Source organism: Fictibacillus nanhaiensis (assembly GCF_049537595.1).
Classification (GTDB): Bacteria; Bacillota; Bacilli; order Bacillales; family Fictibacillaceae; genus Fictibacillus; species Fictibacillus nanhaiensis_F.
This window is the reverse complement of the sequence record NZ_JBMULM010000001.1, coordinates 354,182-374,150: the sequence shown is the minus strand read 5'-3', so window position 1 is coordinate 374,150 and position 19,969 is coordinate 354,182. Positions and strand designations below refer to the sequence as shown.

The following is a 19,969-nucleotide window of genomic DNA, read 5'->3' as shown; positions in this document are numbered from 1 at the left end:
ACCCGTCTTAACTTATGCAGGGTCTAAACGATAAGAAAGCAGTTCAAAATCAGGTGTATATGTGAATGTGCCAAAAATCATATTGCTGCCACTCGTCATATAGTCAAGAATGTGATGGTCTCCTGGCGCCATCGGAAGTTCACGTACTTCTTCAACCGGCTTCCAAGAAAGAATTCCTTCTTCACATTCATCTAATGCGACACCTTCTGAGTCTGTTGCAAAAAAGGTAAACATCATCCACTCTGAAACGATTTTGTCGCCTTCTTTAATAATAAAATTAAACACACCTTTAAGCTGCGGATTCTTCAGATAGATTCCCGTTTCTTCACGGTACTCTCGTATTACAGAATCACGGATCGACTCGGTAGACTCCATCTTTCCGCCTGGTGCTACCCACCAGCCCCGTCTAGGCTTTTGAAGTAAAAGCACTTGATTATCTCTTATTAACACACAGTTTGTTACTCTTTGCACTTGTTTTCACCTCAGGGCTATGTCCTACTTGTTAGTATACTAAATTATGTAACCCCTCACAATACAGAGGCCTCAAGGGTTTGACGTATTTTAGCATTCTAATTTATGGTATTTTGCTTTTCTTATTATGTGAAAAAATCACCTATTAAATTAGCTTCGAAATTTCAACGATGTTTTTGAAAGTTGTTGATTTCCGTTCCAGGTGCTAGCTTTCCGCGGGGCAGGCGGTGAGCCACATTCGTACGTTGCACTCTTAAGTGTCTCACCTGGCTAGTTGCAGTGGCTAGCCCCTCGAGGTCAAAAGTTAAATAGACCATTAAGGCAAAGAGCACCTTCCTGTTCCATTCACCTTTTGCTTGTCGGGGCTGTACGAGCCACTTCCACCTTTAAGACTGCCCGCCTGTCCCGCAGGAGTCTCGCATCTTACACTACAATCAACTTTTCAGTGAAGTAGAAACCATTAAACCAAGTGAGAAAAGATTCTTTCATAAGTGCTCTTTTCGCAGTCATTGTTAAAAAAGTTGTAAAGCCTTCCATGTAGTAAAGCCCACAAAAAAAAGGACACGAAGCGTAGCTCCGTGTCAAAGTCTTGCCTTTATAAAAAGGGGGTCAATTTCTTATTTTTAATATACCCCACAATTGTTTCATCACTGTTACAATCACATTAATTGGAAGTTACGTTTTTTAACTTCTCCGTCAAAGTTTCTACGTAGTGCTGAGCCGCTTGGGCAGCGATACTTCCATCCCCTGTAGCCGTAACGATTTGACGAAGTGTTTTTTCACGGATATCTCCTGCTGCAAAGATACCAGGAATTCTTGTTTCCATCTGTTCGTTCGTTTCTACATAGCCATTTTCGTTCGTGATGCCAAGGTCTTTAAACGCAGCGTTAAGTGGCAGCATTCCGATATAGATGAACACGCCATCTGCTGAGAAGTCTTGTTCTTCTCCAGTTTCAGAATGAACTAACGTCACTTTGTTCACTTTGTTGTTTTCACCGTGAATCTCTTTAACAGAATGATTCCAGATAAAATCGATCTTTTCGTTATCAAACGCACGTTGTTGAAGGATCTTTTGTGCACGAAGTTTGTCACGTCTATGAACGATCGTTACTTTAGAAGCGAAACGAGTCAGGTAAACACCCTCTTCAACAGCAGAGTCACCGCCGCCGATAACGACTAATTCACGGTTTTTAAAGAACGCTCCATCACAAACCGCACAATAAGAAACACCGCGTCCAGAGAATTCTTTTTCTCCTGGAATGCCTAGCTTCTTATATTCAGCACCTGTTGAGATAATGATCGAACGCGCTTTGTACGTTTTGCTGCCGGCATGAATTGTCTTGTACTCTTCGCCATCAACGATTTCTTTTACATCTCCATAAGCGTATTCAGCACCGAATTTTTTTGCGTGCTCAAACATTTTGTTTGAAAGTTCTGGTCCAAGAATGTGATCAAAACCAGGATAGTTTTCTACATCTTCCGTATTAGCCATCTGTCCGCCAGGGATACCTCTTTCAATCATGATCGTATCCAAGTTCGCGCGTGATGTATAAACCGCTGCAGTCATACCAGCTGGTCCTGCACCAAGAATAGCTACATCATAAATTCTTTCTTCAGTCATTAATGCCCACTCCTTATATAAGGAAATTCTTATTTACTATATCTCTATCCTATTCGCACATAGTAGTAAAGTCCATTATTCTGCTCAAACGTTGCGATTCACCCAACCGATAAGCTTTTTTATTCGTAGTGACAATACAGAAACGGTGATCTCGTATTGCTCAGCAATCCCTTTTTGGGTGGAACGCCCTTTTTGCTTACGAGCTAAGTGATCGATTGCCGCAGCAATTGCTTTTTGGTTATCAAAGATTCGCTCACCAGTCATTTCCGCAAACTTAATAGCTTCTGCCCAATAAAACAATACGTGCTCGTCAAGTGCAGAACCCATCTCTTTTACAGAAAGAAGAACATCCAGTGCCATACTGATTATCTCAGATGCTGTACCCACTTCTACAGAAGTATCCTCATGAACAAGTTTCACAGCTCGTTCTGGCTGATGTTCAAGCATGATCGTTGCCGCGATTTCTTTTACAAGTAGCGACTCTTCTTTTCTCAGACAAAAATCACGAAGCGTCTCATAAGCCTCTTCATTTTTATTCCCTCTAAGAAGAATTAAATGCATAATTTTGTTTTTTTCCAGTCCTTTACGAACCTGTTGGATATGTTCCATCGCTTTCACTTGGCGATCTTTTTTCGGTTTGTTCTGATTGTTAGTTGGAATGCGATATTGATAGTCCCCGCCTGATATTGTGAGCTCATCGTTCTGCGCCTTTTCTATATAAAAAGGTGCCACGTGACCTTCAGGATCAAGATCGATCACCTTTTTCCAAGTTTTAATAGAAAGGTCCTTTTGTCCAAGCGCGTAGTACGACACAGCAAGCATATGTGTGGTTACAGGATCGTAAACAAAAGACGATTTTCTAAGAGACTGAAGCCATTTATTCGCATACAAATGCTCTTCTAATAAACCGAACGTATTCCCCAATTTATAACGATGTTCAGGATGCATTGGATGCACCGTTTTTAATCGTTCAACAAGCTTACCACCAGGTTCATCCATCCCTAAATGGAATAGAAAAATAGCAAGGTTGCAGAGTGCGTTTAAGTTACCAGGATTCTTATCCAAAACATCTTGAAGAACATCCATCGCTTCATCAAACTCGCTCTTATAAAAATGAGTGAGTGCTAAGTTATTATACGCCGCCCAAAACTTAGGGTGATTTGAGATGATCTCTCTTAACTGTTGTTGTGCAAGTGGTAGATCTCCTCGCTCGATCGACTGCCGTGCTTCATCATGAACCTTGATCAGCTCTTCTTCCGTCGAAAGTGGCAGACTAGAAGATTTGCTTCCTGTTTCCAGTGAGATAAGATCTAACAGTTCTTGTGTATCTTCCACAAATTCACCGTCAGGATCAATCGCTATATATAAACGAGCGTGTTCTTCGGCATCACTGTACATGCCTAAGTGGGCAAAATTATTCGCAAGAAAGAAATGACATTCTGAAAGGTCTGAACCAGACTGTTCGAGAGCATTCAGCAAGTACTTATTAGATTCTTCATATTCACCGATCTCAGCAAGCGTTGAAGCAAGCTGACATAAAAAAGAGGGCTCTTCCGGCTGGAAGGTAACGGCCCGCTCAAACATTTTTTTAGCTGTATATAGATCACGCCTGTTATAGGCTTTTATTCCTTTTTCAAAAAAGTAATCCCCATCCTGGATAAAGGGAAGAACACGGCCGCTAGCTGCACTGGCCCGTTTTTGTTTATGCATATTTGGTTCCTCCATATACTTATGTAAACTTATATACTTCTATATCGTTTCGTTTACAAAGTTTTCAACCAAAAAATTATAACACAGGCGATAGTGAGTAACACCCTTAGACTGTAAATAATGTGCAGGAAACTTTCGACAAAAAATAATGGATGGGTGCAATCTGTATGAGACAAGGAGTCCGAGGTTTGTATGTTATTGCGAAAAGTTTTGGACTATTTAGGGGGGCTATTGTAAATATTTGGAATCGATCATAAATCCCTGGAATCGATCATAAAAGTCATTAATCGATCATAAACCTCCCCACACAAAAGAAAAACAAAAAAACAACCGAGTTACAAAGCCTCAGTTGTCTTTTTTCGTATGTCTTTCCTTTAGCGTAGCTAAAATCTCGTCTAAAGGTACCTTTTGCTCCTGCAACAGTACTAAAACATGATAGAAAAGATCAGAAACTTCCCATTTTAGTTCTTCCGCATCACGATTTTTTGCAGCGATGATCACTTCGCCAGCTTCTTCTCCAACTTTCTTCAGAATCTTATCGACTCCATGTTCAAAAAGATAGGTTGTGTAAGCTCCTTCTGGCATCTCATGTTCGCGTTTTGCGATAATCTCCTGCAGTTCTGTCAGAATTCTATAACGATCAGGATTTGGTGCATCAACTCTCTCATCCACCTCAAAAAGCGTTTCTGAAAAACAGCTATATGTGCCTGTGTGACAAGCTGGACCTTGGGGCTCCACAAGCACGACTAAAGCGTCTTGATCACAATCATAGCGGATACTTCTCACTTTCTGTGTATTTCCGGAAGTTTCACCTTTGTGCCATAATTCATGACGTGATCTTGAAAAAAATACCGTTTCCCCAATTTCGATCGTTTTTTGAAGCGATTCTCGGTTCATGAATGCGACCGTTAGTACCTCTCTTGATTGAACATCCTGGACTACGGCAGGAATCAATCCTTTTTCATCAAATTTCAGTTTTTCTAAATTCATCGAACAGACACCCCTAACTTTCGCAAATCTGCTTTTACCTCTGTGATCGATGTTTCTTTATAATGAAAGATACTTGCAGCAAGTGCCGCGTCCGCTTTTCCAATCGTGAACGCATCGTTAAAATGCTCGGAGGACCCTGCTCCGCCTGACGCGATAACAGGAACGGTTACTGCCTCACTCACGGCTTTCGTTAATTCTAAATTGAATCCAGACTTCTCTCCATCTTTATCCATGCTGGTCAACAGAATTTCTCCAGCACCGCGATTTACTGCCTCTCGCGCCCATTCAGTGACTTCCCATTGAGTGGGTTTGCGACCTCCATGCGTATATACGCGCCATGATTTTAACTCTTCGTCATATTTTGCGTCGATGGCGACTACGATACATTGGGCACCAAAATAATCCGATCCTTCTGTGATTAGTTCGGGGCGTAAAACAGCCGCAGTATTCACAGAAACTTTGTCAGCTCCTGCGCGCAACACACGTTTCATATCTTGGAGTTTATTGATACCGCCACCTACTGTAAACGGGATCGCAAGCTCTGCTGCTACTCGTTCAACGACTTCAACCATCGTGTCGCGTCCTTCATGACTTGCAGAGATATCAAGAAAAACGAGCTCGTCAGCTCCTTCTTCATCATAAAATCGTGCCAGTTCAACAGGGTCACCGGCATCAACTAAGTTAAGAAACTGAATCCCTTTAACCACTCTGCCTTCCTTAACGTCTAGACATGGAATGATTCTTTTCGTAAGCATTATTTCACACTTCCTAACGCTTCTGTTAGTGTGAATCGATCTGTATAAAGAGCTTTTCCTATGATCGCACCAGCGATGTTACGTTCATCTGTTTTTAAACGAACGAGATCATCGATCGAGCTTACACCACCTGAGGCGATCACTTCTTTTCCAGTGATGCTCGCTAATTCTCCGATCGCTTCAACGTTCGGTCCCTGCAGCATTCCGTCTTTTGAGATGTCAGTGAAAATAAATGTTTCTGCACCTTCTTCTACTAATCTTTTCGCGAGATCAACAGCTTTGATGTGAGACGTTTCGAGCCATCCTTCAGTAGCTACATATCCATCACGGGCATCAAGTCCGATCGCCACCTTTGAACCACCATATCGCTGTAATGCTTCTCGAACAAATTCGGGATTCGAAACGGCAGCACTTCCTAAAATCACCCGGTCAACACCAGCGTCAAGATAATACGAAACGTCTTCCATCGAACGAATACCTCCCCCGATTTGGACCTTTGCGGATAGTTCTTTTGCAACACGTAATACGTGCTCGTGATTGATCTTCTTCCCGTCTTTCGCGCCATCAAGATCTACCATATGAATCCACTCTGCACCTTGATCTGCAAACTGTTTTGCCATATCAAAAGGAGAATCTCCATAGATCGTTTCTTGCTGGTAATCACCTTGCATCAACCTAACGCATTTTCCATTACGCATGTCGATCGCCGGATATAATACAAATTCATTCATCTTTGTTTATCCTCCTCAACAAAACGGCAAAAGTTTTTCAGCATGCTCATGCCGGTCTCCGAACTTTTTTCAGGGTGAAACTGCGTACCCATGATTCTGCCGCTTCCTACTACAGCTGGAACTTCAACGTCTTCGTAATGAGCGACCGCGGCAAGCACCTCTTTATTTTCAGTCTGTACAACAAAAGAATGGACGAAATAAACATGTCCTTCGTTGATACCTTTTACTAACGGCTGATCACTCTGCAAAAAGTTTAGATCGTTCCATCCCATGTGAGGTACTTTATAGGAACGTCCGTCACTTGTTGTTCCTGTAAATCGCTCTACTCTACCAGGAAGTAGTCCAAGTCCTTTCGTTATTCCGTTCTCGGTGCTTCCTTCGAAAAGTAGCTGCATACCTAAACAGATTCCCATCAACGGCTTTCCATTCTTAGCTTCATTTTTTATAAAATCAGCAAGTCCGGTCTTCTCAAGTTCCGACATCGCATCTTTAAATGAACCTACTCCGGGTAGCAAGAGACCATCCGTTTTCTTCAGTTCCTCTGGATCTCCTGAAAGAATGTATGGCTGATTGATTCTTTTTAGTGCAGAACAGACTGAATGCAGATTCCCCATTCCATAGTCAATGATTCCGATCATCTATAACATTCCTTTCGTAGAAGGCACTCCTTTTACCCGTGGGTCGATCTGTGTGGCTTCATCTAATGCTTTTGTAAAAGCTTTAAAGATCGCTTCGATGATATGATGTGTGTTCGTGCCATAATGTACAATCACATGAAGGTTCATTCTCGCCTCCAACGCGAGCTTCCAGAAGAATTCATGTACGAGTTCTGTATCAAACGTTCCTACTTTTTGACTTGGAAATTCCGCGCGAAATTCAAGGTGAGGACGATTGGAAAGATCGATCACCACTTGAGCGAGCGTTTCATCCATCGGTACGAACGCATTGCCGTATCGCTTGATTCCTCGCTTATCACCTAAAGCTCCCTGAATCGCTTGGCCAAGGCAGATTCCAACGTCTTCAGTTGTGTGATGGTCATCGATCTCCACATCTCCCGCAGCGTTTACCGTGAGATCAAAATGCCCGTGGCGTGCGATCGCATCTAGCATATGGTTTAAGAATGGAACAGGCGTTTGAATATCTGCTTGTCCTTCTCCATCAATATTTAGAGATAAGCTGATCTGGGTCTCTTTTGTATTTCTTTCGATCGTATGATGTCGCACTTGATTTTCCATCTACTTGTCCTCCAGTCGAACATCTATTGCTCTAGCATGTGCTTCAAGTCCTTCTAGGCGAGCAAAAGCTGATATTTTCTCTCCGTTTTCTTTTAGTGCTTGTTCACTGTATCGAATCACGCTTGATTTTTTGGTAAAATCGTCTACGTTTAGCGGACTTGAAAAGCGCGCTGTTCCACTAGTCGGAAGAACATGATTGCTTCCTGCAAAATAATCTCCTACAGGTTCTGAGCTATATTCACCTAAAAATATAGCTCCCGCATGTTTTATTTTCCCGAGAAGGCTCATCGGATCTTTCGTCATGATTTCAAGGTGTTCTGGTGCGATCTGATTGATCACATCAGCTCCCTCTTCAAGCGAATTCACGATATAGATGACTCCATGATCTCGAATCGCTTCTATCGCGATATCTCTTCTCGGAAGTTCAGCGAGTTGTGACTCAACTTCCATCGCAACTTTCTCTGCTAACACTTTTGACGTTGTAACCAGTACCGCTGCAGATCGAGGATCGTGTTCGGCTTGTGATAAAAGATCTGCCGCGATGTAACGAGCGTTCGCTGTTTCATCAGCAAGGACGGCGATTTCGCTCGGACCTGCGATCATATCAATATCACATACGCCAAAAACTTCGCGTTTTGCGAGCGCTACGAATATGTTACCTGGACCAACGATCTTATCCGTCTTTGGAACTGACTCCGTACCATATGCAAGTGCACCGATCGCCTGTGCGCCACCGATTTTAAACATCCGTTTAACTCCGGCAATTGAAGCGGCCGCCAATACAGCAGATGGAAGTTTTCCATCTTTTCCTGGCGGTGACACAAGGACGATCTCCTCTACGCCTGCAACAACAGCTGGTATGACGCCCATCAATACTGAGGACGGATAAGCGGCCGTTCCGCCGGGTACATAAACACCGACTGAATCAAGCGGTGTTACTTTTTGACCTAAAAGCGTTCCATCTTCACGTGTGAAGAACCATGACTGTCGTCGTTGCTTTTCGTGATATTCACGAATGTTTTCTGCTGCTTCTGAAATGATTTCTACCATATTGAAATCAAGAGAAGAAATCGCTTCATCTATCTCGTTCTTTGTTACTTCAAGTGATGAAAGTAATACACCGTCAAAAGTTTTTGTATATTCAAAAAGGGCTTCATCACCCTTTGATTTCACGTTTTGTAAGATATCAAGAACTGCTTTTCTTTGAATCTCCGTATTTTGTTCAACACTTCTCTCTAAGTTTTTCAGTTCAGTGACGGGCACTATTTTCATCGAACATCCTCCTTGCTCTCAACCAGTGTTCGAAGCCGTTCAACTAGATCATTGATGCGTGCTGCATGCAGTCTATAGCTAGCAGGATTCACGATCAACCTCGACGTAATATCAGCAATTTTTTCAAGTTCCACAAGACCGTTTTCTTTCAATGTTCTTCCGGTCGAAACAATATCAACAATACGATCTGCTAATCCAATGAGTGGAGCAAGCTCGATCGATCCGTTTAATTTGATCACTTCTACTTGCTGACCCTGTTCTCTAAAATAATGAGATGCAACATTCGGATATTTTGAAGCAATCTTTGGTGCAACTCTCTGATCATGTCCGTACGGAAGTCCTGCAACTGCGAGATAGCATTCTGAGATTTTCAGGTCAAGTACTTCGTAAACATCACGCTCTTCTTCAAGCATCACATCTTTTCCGGCGATTCCGATATCCGCTACACCGTGCTCTACATAAGTGGGAACATCCATTGGTTTCGCCAGAATAAACCGAAGCCCCGCTTCTGGTGCATCGATGATTAACTTTCTCGATTCATCAAATTCTGGAGGCAGGGGGTATCCAGCTTGTCTGAGAAGATCGACTGCTTCTTCAAATATTCGCCCTTTAGGCATCGCCATCGTTAAGACCGTACTCATGAAAAGTCCTCTCCTTGCTGTGTTCCGATTAAATAATGAACATCATCAAATCGTTTGCTGAATTCATCTATATTTTTTACTCCGGATAGATTCTGCATCACGACAAGCTCGCCTTCACTGCGCTTGTTTCTTGCCAGCTTTAGCGCTTCTTTTCTTCGCTCATTCGTGTACAGAATACATTGTCTCTTTGTATCATCACTTTTCTTTCCTAACGCTTCTACAAAATAGTCCATTCGAATCGCAAAACCAATAGCGGGTGCTTTTCGATCAAAACGACTGAGCAGATCGTCATAACGTCCTCCGCTTGCGATCGGTGCCCCGATTCCTGCACCGTACCCTTCAAACACAATTCCGGTGTAATAACTCATATGACTGAACAACGTAAAATCAAAGACAATGTTTTGTGCAGCATCGTAATCTTCTAATAGATCATACAGATCTTTTAATTCTTGTAAAGTCTCCTGTCCTCTTCTGTTCGGCTTTAAAGAAGATGCTTCTTCAAGTACTTCAATCCCGCCTCTTAAATCCAACAATTTTAATAATCGCTGTGTATCAATAGAAGAAAGAGGAAGCTTTTTCACATGTGATGTATAACCTACATAATTTTTTTCGTTTAAATAACGCAACAGATCTCCTGCTCGATCATCATTTCCTAAAATATCAGAAAGAAGTTCTTGCACAAATCCGATATGTCCGACAGCGACAGTAAATGAAGCAATTTCGCTCTTTTTGAACACTTCACACATAAGAGCTAGTGCTTCAGCTTCAGCGCTTGCTGTACCTTCACCAATCAATTCAATACCTACTTGTTCGAATTCAGCCGGCCGGCCCCCTTCTCGCTGTTGCGCTCTAAAAACGGGAGAACTGTATGCGAGACGAAGCGGGTAAGCTACATGCTTCATGCTTGATGACACGACCCTAGCGATCGGGGCGGTCATATCTGGTCGCAAAACCAATGTTTTTCCTTCCATATCCAGCAGCTTGAACAATTGTTGATCTAAAATTGCGGAAGCTTCTCCTACGGTATCGTGATATTCCAGAGTAGGAGTCTGAATGAATTGATAACCCCAAGACTCCATCTCTTGTTTGATCCTATTTTTGATATCTTCATTATTTTGATAAAAGGCAGGAAGTGTATCGCGCATACCTGCTGGTTTTTCAAAGACAAACGGTTTTGACATGATCCTTCATCCTTTATTTATGAAATGAATAGATTAAGAATTATTTTTTGTGATGGTTAGCTAAAAATCCCACCTAAACACTTTAGTTCGCTAATATACTACCATGATAAAGATTTAGTTGTAAGTCTACACGTCCTTGTCGAAACTGTCAACCAATTCACACAAAAATCATGTTTCTTTATTCAGAGTTAAGAAAATAGATTTCAGGGAATAGTATGTAAAAATAAATACATAGAAGGGATGGAATGCGTCTTGTTTAATCGCATCTTTTTTATTGCCATCATCATCGGCGTACCGCTATCCGTTATTGGCAGCATCTTACATTGGCCTGCTGTTCTACTTTTTGTGATCTATTGTGCAACGATCATCGCACTAGCCGGTTATATGGGACGCGCAACTGAAAGCTTAGCTATCATTGCTGGTCCAAGAATCGGCGGTTTGCTCAACGCCACTTTCGGTAATGCGGTCGAGCTCATCATTTCAATCTTTGCACTTAAAGCAGGTTTGATAAGTGTAGTATTAGCGTCTTTGACAGGTTCTGTACTCGGAAATCTTTTACTAGTCGGAGGCTTGTCTTTTTTCATAGGCGGTTTAAAGTATAAACAGCAAAAATTCAACGTTTATGATGCACGTCATAACGCGGGTCTATTGATTTTCGCTGTTGTAGTCGCTTTTGTTTTCCCTGAGGTCTTTTCTTATAAACTGAACGACGCCGATTCACTCACCTTAAGTGTATGGGTCTCTGTCATCATGATCATTCTTTATGTTGCTGCACTTCTGTTCAAGCTTGTTACTCACAGGGGTGTCTATCAATCAGAACACGATGTAGCTCATGGTGATGAAACGGCAGAATGGAGTAAGTGGAAAGCTCTTATCGTCCTTGCTCTAGCTACTCTTGCCGTTGCTTATGTTTCTGAAAAGCTCGTGCATACGTTTGAAGAAGTAGGAAGAACACTTGGCTGGAGTGAAGTGTTCATCGGAATCATCATCGTTGCCATCGTAGGAAACGCGGCAGAGCATGCTTCAGCGATCATCATGGCTTATAAGAACAAGATGAATGTTGCCGTAGAGATCGCGATCGGCTCAACGCTACAGATCGCGATGTTTGTCGCTCCACTACTCGTATTGGTTTCTTTATTTTTTGAAAAATCGATGGCACTCGTCTTTACGCTCCCTGAACTTGTAGCGATGGTACTTGCTGTATTCTTAACGATCGCGTTAACAAGTGATGGTGATACGAACTGGTTTGAAGGGCTCACCCTTCTTGCAGCTTACTTGATCATGGGAGTTGGGTTCTATCTTTTATAAAGGCTTTTTCGTAAGAGACCAGTGCAGGGAGAAATCCTTCACTGGTTTTTTATATGAAACAAGCAAATTTGGAATAAAAAACGAGAAACTCTGATAAAGTTTAGAATAGAGGACAAGTTTAAGGTGGGTGTTACGATGGAGGATTATATAACGATTGGATCTTTTTCTGTAAAGATGGTTTGGCTAGCCATTTTAGGATCTGCATTGATCGCGTATGGCATGTTGTATGTAAAAGTAAGAGAAGAAAATGACAAAAAGCAGCTGTTAGACGTATTGAGCAATGCAGTGGGAATTTTTCTATTGGTTTGGAAGTTCAGCTATGCTGTTCTGCATCCAGTACTGATCGTTGAACATCCATTAAGCATCTTGTACTTTAATGGAGGAGAAACAGGGATTGTTCTAGGTATTATCGCTTCCATTCTTTATATTCTGAGAGCTGCGAGTAAACGTGAGCTTGATAGAACCCGAGTGTTTTATATCGGCATATTAGGGTTAACTCTATTTTTCACTGTTTATTATGGTGCGCATTTTGCATCAACCACCCTCTTAGCTGACGGATTGATCTCCTTGTTCTTTTTGATTCTGTCGATTTACTTATATACGAAGGGTTCGTTTGAGATCAGAAAAACGGTTCTTTCTATGTTAGTCACTGCACTCTTCTTTTCCGTTCTAACGAATTCTCCGCTCGGTGGGCAGAAAACGAATAAAGAAGCCGTAGAGGTAGCCTCCTACGGAATCAAAAAAGGCGACCGCGCACCGAACTTTGAATTAAAAACGATTGAAGGCGAAACCGTAAAACTATCAGATCTCAAAGGAAAGGTCGTTTTTGTTAACCTTTGGGCCACATGGTGCCCCCCTTGTCGTGCAGAAATGCCTGAAATGGTTCGCTTCTATAGAGACCACTCTTCTAAGAAAGTAGAAATCTTAGCTGTGAACTTAACAGACAGCGATTCTGAACAAGAAGTGAAAAAGTTTGCGCAATCTTACAAGTTAAACTTTTCGGTTTTATTAGATCCAGACGGTAATGTTGGAAATACGTACAAAACGGTCACGATTCCGACTACTTTTATTATTAATAAAAAAGGAATCATCGTGCAAAAACATATCGGTCCGATGAGCTACGAAATGATGGAAGAGTTTTATAAGAACGCTCAATAAATGGAGGTTTTACGAAAGAAAACTGGCTACATTCCCTTTTCGTGTGGGGTATCAGCCAGTTTTCTTTCGATACATAGATGTAAAAGTACATAATTTCACGGTAATCTCTATTTTATTCACGGTAATGAACATTATATTCACGTATAGCATCCATAATTTCACGGATAAGTTAATTTATCCGATTTTCGACACTCCCTGACAGCCTCTACCTCTTCTCAAACAAATAAAGCTTCGCGTTTTCTGGTCGCCCTAACCTCGGACCTTTGAATCCTCTACGAATCAGTTCTTTTCTCATAAACATCATGAGTCCACCATGGCTTACGACTAATGCATTCTCTTGATTCTCTTCTAAAATGCGGTCGACAATCTTCGAAACACGCATCTCAACATCGGTCCTACGCTCTAGCTGTGATTTGTGGTTAAAGAACCATGCTGTTCGGATGCAAAGAGGATATAGAATCATAGGAATCTTAATGTCTCTTTTAAAAAATGGATAGACAGGAATCTCGCGAAGGTCATCCGTTCTGATCAGCTCACCTCTGTAAATCTTTCCTGCTGTATATTCAGCGCGACGAACGGTACTTGAATAGCAGGTGTTCCACTTGATTCCGCCTAGGTCAACGTCTGTTTCTTCTACATCAGAAGCTTCGTATTCTTTTAGCCACTGATCAAATTCAGAGGGTGTGATCCATTTTTCAGTGGGATAGCCTCGTTTGACTTTGAAATGTCGTACCATTCCTATCTTCATTACTGATCACCGCTTTCTCTCTTTTATGTGTGGTGCTTATTTTCTGCGATTTCTTTTAGCGCTCTCGCCCGTCCTACTAAAAAATTCGTCATGTACTTTTCAAGGAACAACCAATCTGCTAACCTTCCAATCACGCCAAACGGAGATCTATAATGAAAATGATCCACCATAATGGTACCGTTCTTCTTCGGTTCGAAAGTATGGGTATGTACGAATGAATGGAAAGCTCCTTTCACCATCACATCTACAAACATATGCGGCCTCTCCATCTCAATAATTTTTGCAGTCAGCCTTTGTTTTACGCCAAGATGAACGGCCTCCCACGTTACATGATCGCCCTTTTCCATATAACCTGACGTTACTCCAGCGACCGCTCTTTCTCCTGTATGAGAGGTCGTTTCAGTATGTATATCTACGTTTCGAGCAAGATCAAAGCATACTTCTGCAGAAGCATGTACAAATTCTCGATGTATAATTGTAGGCATATAATGATGACTCACTTTCTAAGGATGTAATAAAACAACACCTCAAATAATGAGGTGTCCAACAGAATATGATTCTTTAATTATTCTCTGTATAGAATAAAATTCCTTCCCTTACATGCTCACTGTAGAAGGAGAGCAATTCAAGTATTGAATAATAGTTTCTATAGTCTTCCGTGATTCCGAACACATCTTTTATATACAGTGTTCCGAGCTGTTCTTCTTTATTGAATAGAATCAATCCGTAAACATCTCTTAACGTAAAGATTACCGGGCAGCCATTATTTAGTTCACGAACAAACTGCTCTGTGCTGTCGATCGGTTGTAATGAATTTTCAGGATAAAGCGATCCTAAGAACCAAAGCTTCACTCTATCTTTTATCCTCATATCCGTCACCCCGCTTATACCATCATATGCAGGTGCAGCTATCAAGAGTGAATTCTTTTAAACAATTGTTTAATCACATAACTTTTTTTCGAGTACAATTTTATGTAACCCATTTTTATTCGTATACGTTTCCATTACATCAAACCCATTTTTAATATTTAACAGCAGCATGTTTCTCCACTTATTCATCGTTTTGGTTCGAACAACAGAATAGCCTTTCATTTTCAGATACTCATGCTGTTGTTTCATTAAATTTGAAGCTACTCCTTGCCCCCTATAAACGTGGTCGACTCCTCCAAGCCAGCTATAATAAGTGTTATGATCGATTTCATAGCCCATTTTATAGCCAACTACCTTTGAATGATGAATAGCTGTAACGATCGTTAGAGCATTCTTCAATTTCATATTAAAAAGGAGATCGTCATTTGATGCCCCAAAGATTACTTCATGTAACTGAAGGATTTGCTTCAATTGAACTTTCTCTGGCATTCCTTCAAGAATCATGAATTCCATTCTACAGTCCTCCCCTATCAGTAACTTTATTCTAAGAAAAAACTGACCAAATCAGCAATTAAATCTGCTATTGGTCAGTCCATATCCTCACTATTAACTTACTAATCTTTTCGTTTCTTCAAACTCTTCTTGAATACTTGCACTTGGTTCTTTTGTCATCAAGCTAACTACTACGATCGTTAGTGTACATGCGATGAATCCTGGAATGATCTCATATACATCAGCCATAGATGGGATGAGTTCCCAAACGATAACAGTAACAGCTCCTACAACGATACCAGCAAAAGCAGACCATTTCGTCATTCTCTTCCAATATAGACTCAGCAAGACAACCGGACCGAATGCCGCACCAAACCCTGCCCAAGCATAACCTACAAGATTCAAGATCGTTTCACTCGGATTAAGAGCCATGATGAAAGCAATAACAGCTACAGCCAAAACAGCTAAACGTCCTACTAACACGAGCTCCTTATCTGATGCTGATCGTTTAACAAAAGCTTTGTAAAAGTCTTCAGTTAAAGCACTAGATGTTACGAGCAACTGAGATGAGATCGTACTCATAACTGCCGCTAAGATTGCAGCAAGTAAGAATCCTGTAATGATCGGATGGAACAATACTTCAGATAATAAGATAAATACCGTTTCTGCTTTTGCTTCACCTAGTGGAGCACCCGCTTGGTTGAAATAAGCAATCCCAACAAGACCTGTGAACATCGCTCCAACAATTGAGAAGACCATCCAGCCCATTCCGATTCTTCTTGCGCTCTTCATCTCTTTTACAGACGAGATCGCCATAAAACGAACGATAATATGCGGCTGGCCGAAGTATCCTAATCCCCATGCTAATAAGGAGATGATACCGATCAAGCTTGTCCCTGTAAAGGCATCAAGCAGAGTCGGACTGATGCTTTCGATCTCGTTAAACGAAGCATCCCATCCACCAACTTTTAGAATCGCAACGAATGGTACTAGGATCAACGCTACAAACATGATCGCGCCTTGTACAAAATCTGTATAACTTACCGCTAAGAAACCGCCGAATAATGTATAAATAATAACTACTCCAGCTGTAAGCAAGATTCCCCACATGTAATTCAGGCCAAACGCTGTTTCAAACAATTGTCCACCAGCAACCATACCGGATGATGAGTAGAACGTAAAGAAGATCACGATAACTAACGCAGACGTAATGCGCAATATGCGAGAAGTATCTTTGAATCGGTTCTCAAAATAATCCGGAATCGTAATCGAGTTGTTCGCTACTTCCGTATACGTTCGTAAACGCGGTGCTACAAAAAGCCAGTTCAGATACGCTCCTGCACATAGTCCAATCACGATCCATCCAGCACTTAAACCAGATACGTACATTGCACCCGGAAGTCCCATCAACAGCCATCCGCTCATATCTGATGCACCCGCACTTAGTGCAGTAACAGCTGGTCCAAGGTTTCTTCCGCCAAGCATGTAATCGGTAAGGTTATCGGTCTTTCGATACGCATAAAGCCCGATCAGCACCATCCCGATCATGTACACACTAATTGAAAAAATAACTCCATATTCCATATTCAGTTTTCCTCCTGCCTTTTCTTGTTGTAAAAACGCTTTCAATATTTTAAAAATTAAAAAAAGGAACATTTTTATTATAAAGACATTTTTCGACAAAAGGAATAGATTTTTTTTGGAAATACTTCTAGTATTGGAGTTTGTTAGCTGCCAAAACAAAGTGGCATGGCTCATAAGGGCTTATCAATCCAGAAGTTTTAGTGCTGAATCCAGAAGTTTCTGCATTCAATCCAGAAGTTTTGACTGTTTATTTACGAGTTTTAGCTGTTTATCCACGAGTCTGCAATCCTCGACAAATTTCGCTATTCTGTTCCTAGCCGCTAACCTTCATACACGCTATCCCCACTCCCTTCACACAACAAAAAAACTGGTACCCATTCATAAGACGATTGGGCGCCAGTTTTAACTACTTTATAATTTTTTTCGTCTTAAACGTTTGACCTTTACAAATTGATTCGTAAATAGATCCAGCTCTTCGTCTCGGTAGATGTAGAAGAACCTATGGTGATGACCATCTTTCATTTCGGCCAGATCACACTTCATATACTCATCAAGTTCCTGTCGTGTCAGTTCGACCGTATACATCTTGCCATGACTCGGAATATCCAGTTGGATCTCTTCTAAAAAATGGAGTTCTTTAAATAAATAAATAGAAGTATCAAGGAGAAATTCACAGATTAAATCTTCTGTTCCAAAGTAGTGTTGAAAATGTTCGCGTGTAAACGCAATATGAGGTACGTTACGTTTGTAGGTAGAATAGTCGCCATAAAAAACCAGCTTTGCACGTTTGCTCTGAAGTTCGTAATGCTTAACAAGGCCATGACCTTTCATTTTTGACACAGCAGTCCGGAAACGGTAAGTGTCGCGAGCAGCCAATTGTTCGGCCTTATTTTGAGGATGAGATGCTTTCGGTGCATGCTGAGACTGACAGTTGTCTTCAACGAGGTGTCCAATTTTAAACGTGTTTTTCATAAATACGATCGAGAATGATTTCCTTCTCATAGTATGCGCCTCCAGCTTTCGCTTTTTTGCCTGTTTTAAGTATACGACGAAAAACATGAAAACCCAAGAGGGTAACTTACGACAAATTTCTAGCTTTCCATTTCCCTCTTAGATCGTTCTTCTTTCGTGTAGATGACCTGCATCGGATTACCACCAACGAAAGATCCTTCCGGGACATTTTTGTGGACGAGCGTTCCAGCTGATACGATCGCACCGTCACCGATCGTAACGCCTGGAAGGATCGTAGAGTTCGCACCGATCATCACTTCATCGCCCACGATTACGTCACCCAAACGGTATTCTTTTATTAAATATTCATGAGCTAATAGCGTCGTATTATAGCCGATCACACAGTTCTTCCCTACTGTTATGCGTTCCGGATACATGATGTCCGGCATGACCATCAACGCGAATGCTGTTCCTTCACCGACCTTCATCTTTAAAAAGGTACGATAAATCCAATTCTTCATCGGAAGAAATGGTGTGTATCGAGCTACTTGTATCGCGATAAAATTCTTTACCACTTTCCAGAACGGAACGGTATCATACACCTGGTACAACGAGTTTCTTCCTTTGACCGGATAACGCTCAGTATTTCGCAATTATCTCTCTCCTAAAACATCCAGCAAATCCGTCATTTCATTCAGCATGAAGTCTGGATTAAACTGCTGCAAATAATCGTTGCCTCGGATCGTCCAAGCTACACCAGCCGTTTGTGTGCCAGCGTTCTGTCCAGCAAGAATATCGTACTTGCTGTCGCCCACCATAATCGCTTCTTCTGGTGTTGAACCTAGCAAGGCTAGTGCTTTTTGAACAGGCTCTGGATCTGGCTTCGCGTTTTTCACGTCATCCAGCGTAACAACCGTTTGAAAGAACTTATCAAGACCAACAAGGCGTAAGCCCATCTCGACTGTATTTCTCATTTTTGTAGTTACGATGCCCAGTTTATAGCCCTTTTTATACAATTCTTCTACCGTTTCAAAAACTCCTTCAAACTCTGTAACCAATTCATCATGATGTGAGATGTTATGCTCACGGTACGTTTGAACTAATTCTGATACTTTTTCTTTATCGAACTGCTCCATCGTCTCAACGAGTGGCATTCCCATAAACGGCAAGATACTCTCACGGTTGTATTGCTCAGGGAAGTGCTTATCTAGTGTGTAAAGGAAAGAAGCGATGATCAGTTCGTTCGTATTGATTAACGTTCCATCAAGATCAAATAGTATGGTGTTGCGTTTCATGTTGTCGTTCCTTTCTTGTTAAACGTTTTTTTCGTTCAAGCTTGTTCCATACGTATGCTACTAATACGGTGAGAACGATCGCTGTTACTACTCGAATAATCAACAGCGGCAGAACCGGAATTCCTAATGGTACAAAAACAAGTGTATCCTCAACAACAGCATGGCAGCTTACGAGAAAGATAAAAGCTAGATACAGATCTTTCTTTGATACGCCATCCTCTTTTGCAGCCTGCATCATCACACCTGCACCGTATGCGAGACCGATTGTAAGTCCGGCCGCCATCGTCATGGACGTGTTCTCTTTCATTCCAAGAAGTTTCATAGCTGGTGCCATCCAGTTCGAAAACTTGTTCAGCCAGCCTTTATCCTTCATATATTGCATGATGATCATAAGTGGTATCACGATAAGTGCGAGTTGCATAATACCGAGTGACGCTTTTTCAAGAGCGGTGAGTGTGATCTCTCCCCAACCGTTCGGAGCTGCTTCGGGCTTTGAGATAAAACCATATTGTGCTTTTTCTGTTCCGCCATCCCATAAAAGATTGATTATGAATGCCGAAAAGAGTGCCAAGCCAATTCTGACAAGTAGAATTACCCATAATTTGATGCCCACACTCGCTGCTACACCAGACTCAATAAATAGGTTGTGAGAAAAAGAAAGCATAACTGCGAGGATAAACACATCTTGCACCGTTAAAGAATCGAGGGTCAGAATCCCCCCGATTCCTGCATATAGATTCAGAAAATTACCGAGAACGAGCGGGATTGCCGCTTCACCCGGAAGTCCGATCCATTTCATGGCTGGTGCTAAAACAGAGATCAGCCAATCTAACACCGGTGTGTGACTCAGCAACGTGATGAATAAAGTGACAGGAAAAATAATCTTCCCTAGCGTCCAAGTGGTTTTTAAGCCTGCAAGTGTGCCTTTTTTTAACGTTTCCACTTTTCATTCGCCT

At 41.6% G+C, this 19,969-nt stretch carries 22 protein-coding genes; 2 read left to right on the top strand and 20 right to left on the bottom strand.

From position 1 onward, the window contains the following. Positions 1 to 12: 12 nt before the first annotated feature. From ACOZ9X_RS01715 to ACOZ9X_RS01665, 11 genes are all read right to left on the bottom strand, one after another. Positions 13 to 471: an NUDIX hydrolase gene (locus ACOZ9X_RS01715; RefSeq protein WP_066397616.1), complete on the bottom strand. Its 459-nt coding sequence runs from the start codon at positions 469 to 471 to the stop codon at positions 13 to 15. A gap of 664 nt (positions 472 to 1,135) precedes the next feature. Beyond that, positions 1,136 to 2,092 carry a thioredoxin-disulfide reductase gene (gene trxB / locus ACOZ9X_RS01710; RefSeq protein WP_423416768.1) on the bottom strand — a complete coding sequence of 319 codons (957 nt, stop codon included), beginning with the start codon at positions 2,090 to 2,092 and terminating at the stop codon, positions 1,136 to 1,138. Positions 2,093 to 2,176: 84 nt separating this feature from the next. After that, on the bottom strand, positions 2,177 to 3,802 hold the full coding sequence (locus tag ACOZ9X_RS01705) for a tetratricopeptide repeat protein (protein ID WP_423416767.1): 1,626 nt from the start codon (positions 3,800 to 3,802) through the stop codon (positions 2,177 to 2,179). Positions 3,803 to 4,147: 345 nt separating this feature from the next. Further along, positions 4,148 to 4,792, bottom strand: coding sequence for a bifunctional phosphoribosyl-AMP cyclohydrolase/phosphoribosyl-ATP diphosphatase HisIE (gene hisIE / locus ACOZ9X_RS01700; protein ID WP_423416766.1), 645 nt, complete (start codon positions 4,790 to 4,792; stop codon positions 4,148 to 4,150). Then, positions 4,789 to 5,547, bottom strand: a complete 759-nt coding sequence (gene hisF, locus ACOZ9X_RS01695) for an imidazole glycerol phosphate synthase subunit HisF (RefSeq protein WP_416729514.1) — start codon at positions 5,545 to 5,547, stop codon at positions 4,789 to 4,791. Before hisF ends, hisIE begins: the two co-directional genes overlap by 4 nt. Further along, complete coding sequence (gene hisA, locus ACOZ9X_RS01690) at positions 5,547 to 6,278, bottom strand: 1-(5-phosphoribosyl)-5-[(5-phosphoribosylamino)methylideneamino]imidazole-4-carboxamide isomerase (RefSeq protein ID WP_423416765.1); 732 nt, start codon at positions 6,276 to 6,278, stop codon at positions 5,547 to 5,549. Before hisA ends, hisF begins: the two co-directional genes overlap by 1 nt. Further along, complete coding sequence (hisH, locus tag ACOZ9X_RS01685; RefSeq protein WP_423416764.1) at positions 6,275 to 6,916, bottom strand: imidazole glycerol phosphate synthase subunit HisH; 642 nt, start codon at positions 6,914 to 6,916, stop codon at positions 6,275 to 6,277. Before hisH ends, hisA begins: the two co-directional genes overlap by 4 nt. Next, positions 6,917 to 7,513 (bottom strand): imidazoleglycerol-phosphate dehydratase HisB, encoded by a 597-nt coding sequence (gene hisB / locus ACOZ9X_RS01680; protein ID WP_423416763.1) that lies wholly within the window; start codon positions 7,511 to 7,513, stop codon positions 6,917 to 6,919. Then, entirely contained in the window at positions 7,514 to 8,785 is a 1,272-nt protein-coding gene (gene hisD / locus ACOZ9X_RS01675) for a histidinol dehydrogenase (RefSeq protein WP_423416762.1), read from the bottom strand. After that, entirely contained in the window at positions 8,782 to 9,426 is a 645-nt protein-coding gene (gene hisG, locus ACOZ9X_RS01670) for an ATP phosphoribosyltransferase (RefSeq protein ID WP_423416761.1), read from the bottom strand. The genes hisD and hisG overlap by 4 nt, the downstream gene beginning before the upstream one ends. After that, a complete protein-coding gene (locus ACOZ9X_RS01665) occupies positions 9,423 to 10,607 on the bottom strand; it encodes an ATP phosphoribosyltransferase regulatory subunit (RefSeq protein WP_423416760.1) in 1,185 nt (394 codons plus the stop codon). Before ACOZ9X_RS01665 ends, hisG begins: the two co-directional genes overlap by 4 nt. 252 nt (positions 10,608 to 10,859) lie before the next feature. Here ACOZ9X_RS01665 and cax point away from each other — a divergent pair, with 252 nt between their 5' ends. Continuing rightward, positions 10,860 to 11,915 carry a calcium/proton exchanger gene (gene cax / locus ACOZ9X_RS01660; protein ID WP_423416759.1) on the top strand — a complete coding sequence of 352 codons (1,056 nt, stop codon included), beginning with the start codon at positions 10,860 to 10,862 and terminating at the stop codon, positions 11,913 to 11,915. Positions 11,916 to 12,050: 135 nt separating this feature from the next. Further along, positions 12,051 to 13,073: a redoxin domain-containing protein gene (locus ACOZ9X_RS01655; RefSeq protein WP_423416758.1), complete on the top strand. Its 1,023-nt coding sequence runs from the start codon at positions 12,051 to 12,053 to the stop codon at positions 13,071 to 13,073. Positions 13,074 to 13,278: 205 nt separating this feature from the next. Here the strand turns inward: ACOZ9X_RS01655 and ACOZ9X_RS01650 are convergent, their stop codons facing one another. From ACOZ9X_RS01650 to ACOZ9X_RS01610, 9 genes are all read right to left on the bottom strand, one after another. Then, entirely contained in the window at positions 13,279 to 13,821 is a 543-nt protein-coding gene (locus tag ACOZ9X_RS01650) for a histidine phosphatase family protein (RefSeq protein ID WP_423416757.1), read from the bottom strand. A 23-nt stretch (positions 13,822 to 13,844) separates the two neighbouring features. Next, positions 13,845 to 14,306 carry an SRPBCC family protein gene (locus ACOZ9X_RS01645; RefSeq protein ID WP_423416756.1) on the bottom strand — a complete coding sequence of 154 codons (462 nt, stop codon included), beginning with the start codon at positions 14,304 to 14,306 and terminating at the stop codon, positions 13,845 to 13,847. Positions 14,307 to 14,382: 76 nt separating this feature from the next. Beyond that, complete coding sequence (locus tag ACOZ9X_RS01640) at positions 14,383 to 14,691, bottom strand: hypothetical protein (protein ID WP_423416755.1); 309 nt, start codon at positions 14,689 to 14,691, stop codon at positions 14,383 to 14,385. Positions 14,692 to 14,760: 69 nt separating this feature from the next. Further along, positions 14,761 to 15,204: a GNAT family N-acetyltransferase gene (locus tag ACOZ9X_RS01635; RefSeq protein ID WP_423416754.1), complete on the bottom strand. Its 444-nt coding sequence runs from the start codon at positions 15,202 to 15,204 to the stop codon at positions 14,761 to 14,763. A 93-nt stretch (positions 15,205 to 15,297) separates the two neighbouring features. Beyond that, positions 15,298 to 16,767, bottom strand: a complete 1,470-nt coding sequence (putP, locus tag ACOZ9X_RS01630) for a sodium/proline symporter PutP (RefSeq protein ID WP_423416753.1) — start codon at positions 16,765 to 16,767, stop codon at positions 15,298 to 15,300. 411 nt (positions 16,768 to 17,178) lie between these two features. After that, on the bottom strand, positions 17,179 to 17,769 hold the full coding sequence (locus tag ACOZ9X_RS01625; RefSeq protein ID WP_137791669.1) for a hypothetical protein: 591 nt from the start codon (positions 17,767 to 17,769) through the stop codon (positions 17,179 to 17,181). An 89-nt stretch (positions 17,770 to 17,858) separates the two neighbouring features. Next, a complete protein-coding gene (locus ACOZ9X_RS01620; RefSeq protein ID WP_423416752.1) occupies positions 17,859 to 18,371 on the bottom strand; it encodes an acyltransferase in 513 nt (170 codons plus the stop codon). Then, complete coding sequence (gene ppaX, locus ACOZ9X_RS01615) at positions 18,372 to 19,013, bottom strand: pyrophosphatase PpaX (protein ID WP_423416751.1); 642 nt, start codon at positions 19,011 to 19,013, stop codon at positions 18,372 to 18,374. Then, positions 18,988 to 19,956 carry a nucleoside recognition domain-containing protein gene (locus ACOZ9X_RS01610; protein WP_423416750.1) on the bottom strand — a complete coding sequence of 323 codons (969 nt, stop codon included), beginning with the start codon at positions 19,954 to 19,956 and terminating at the stop codon, positions 18,988 to 18,990. The genes ppaX and ACOZ9X_RS01610 overlap by 26 nt, the downstream gene beginning before the upstream one ends. Between the last annotated feature and the right edge of the window lie 13 nt (positions 19,957 to 19,969).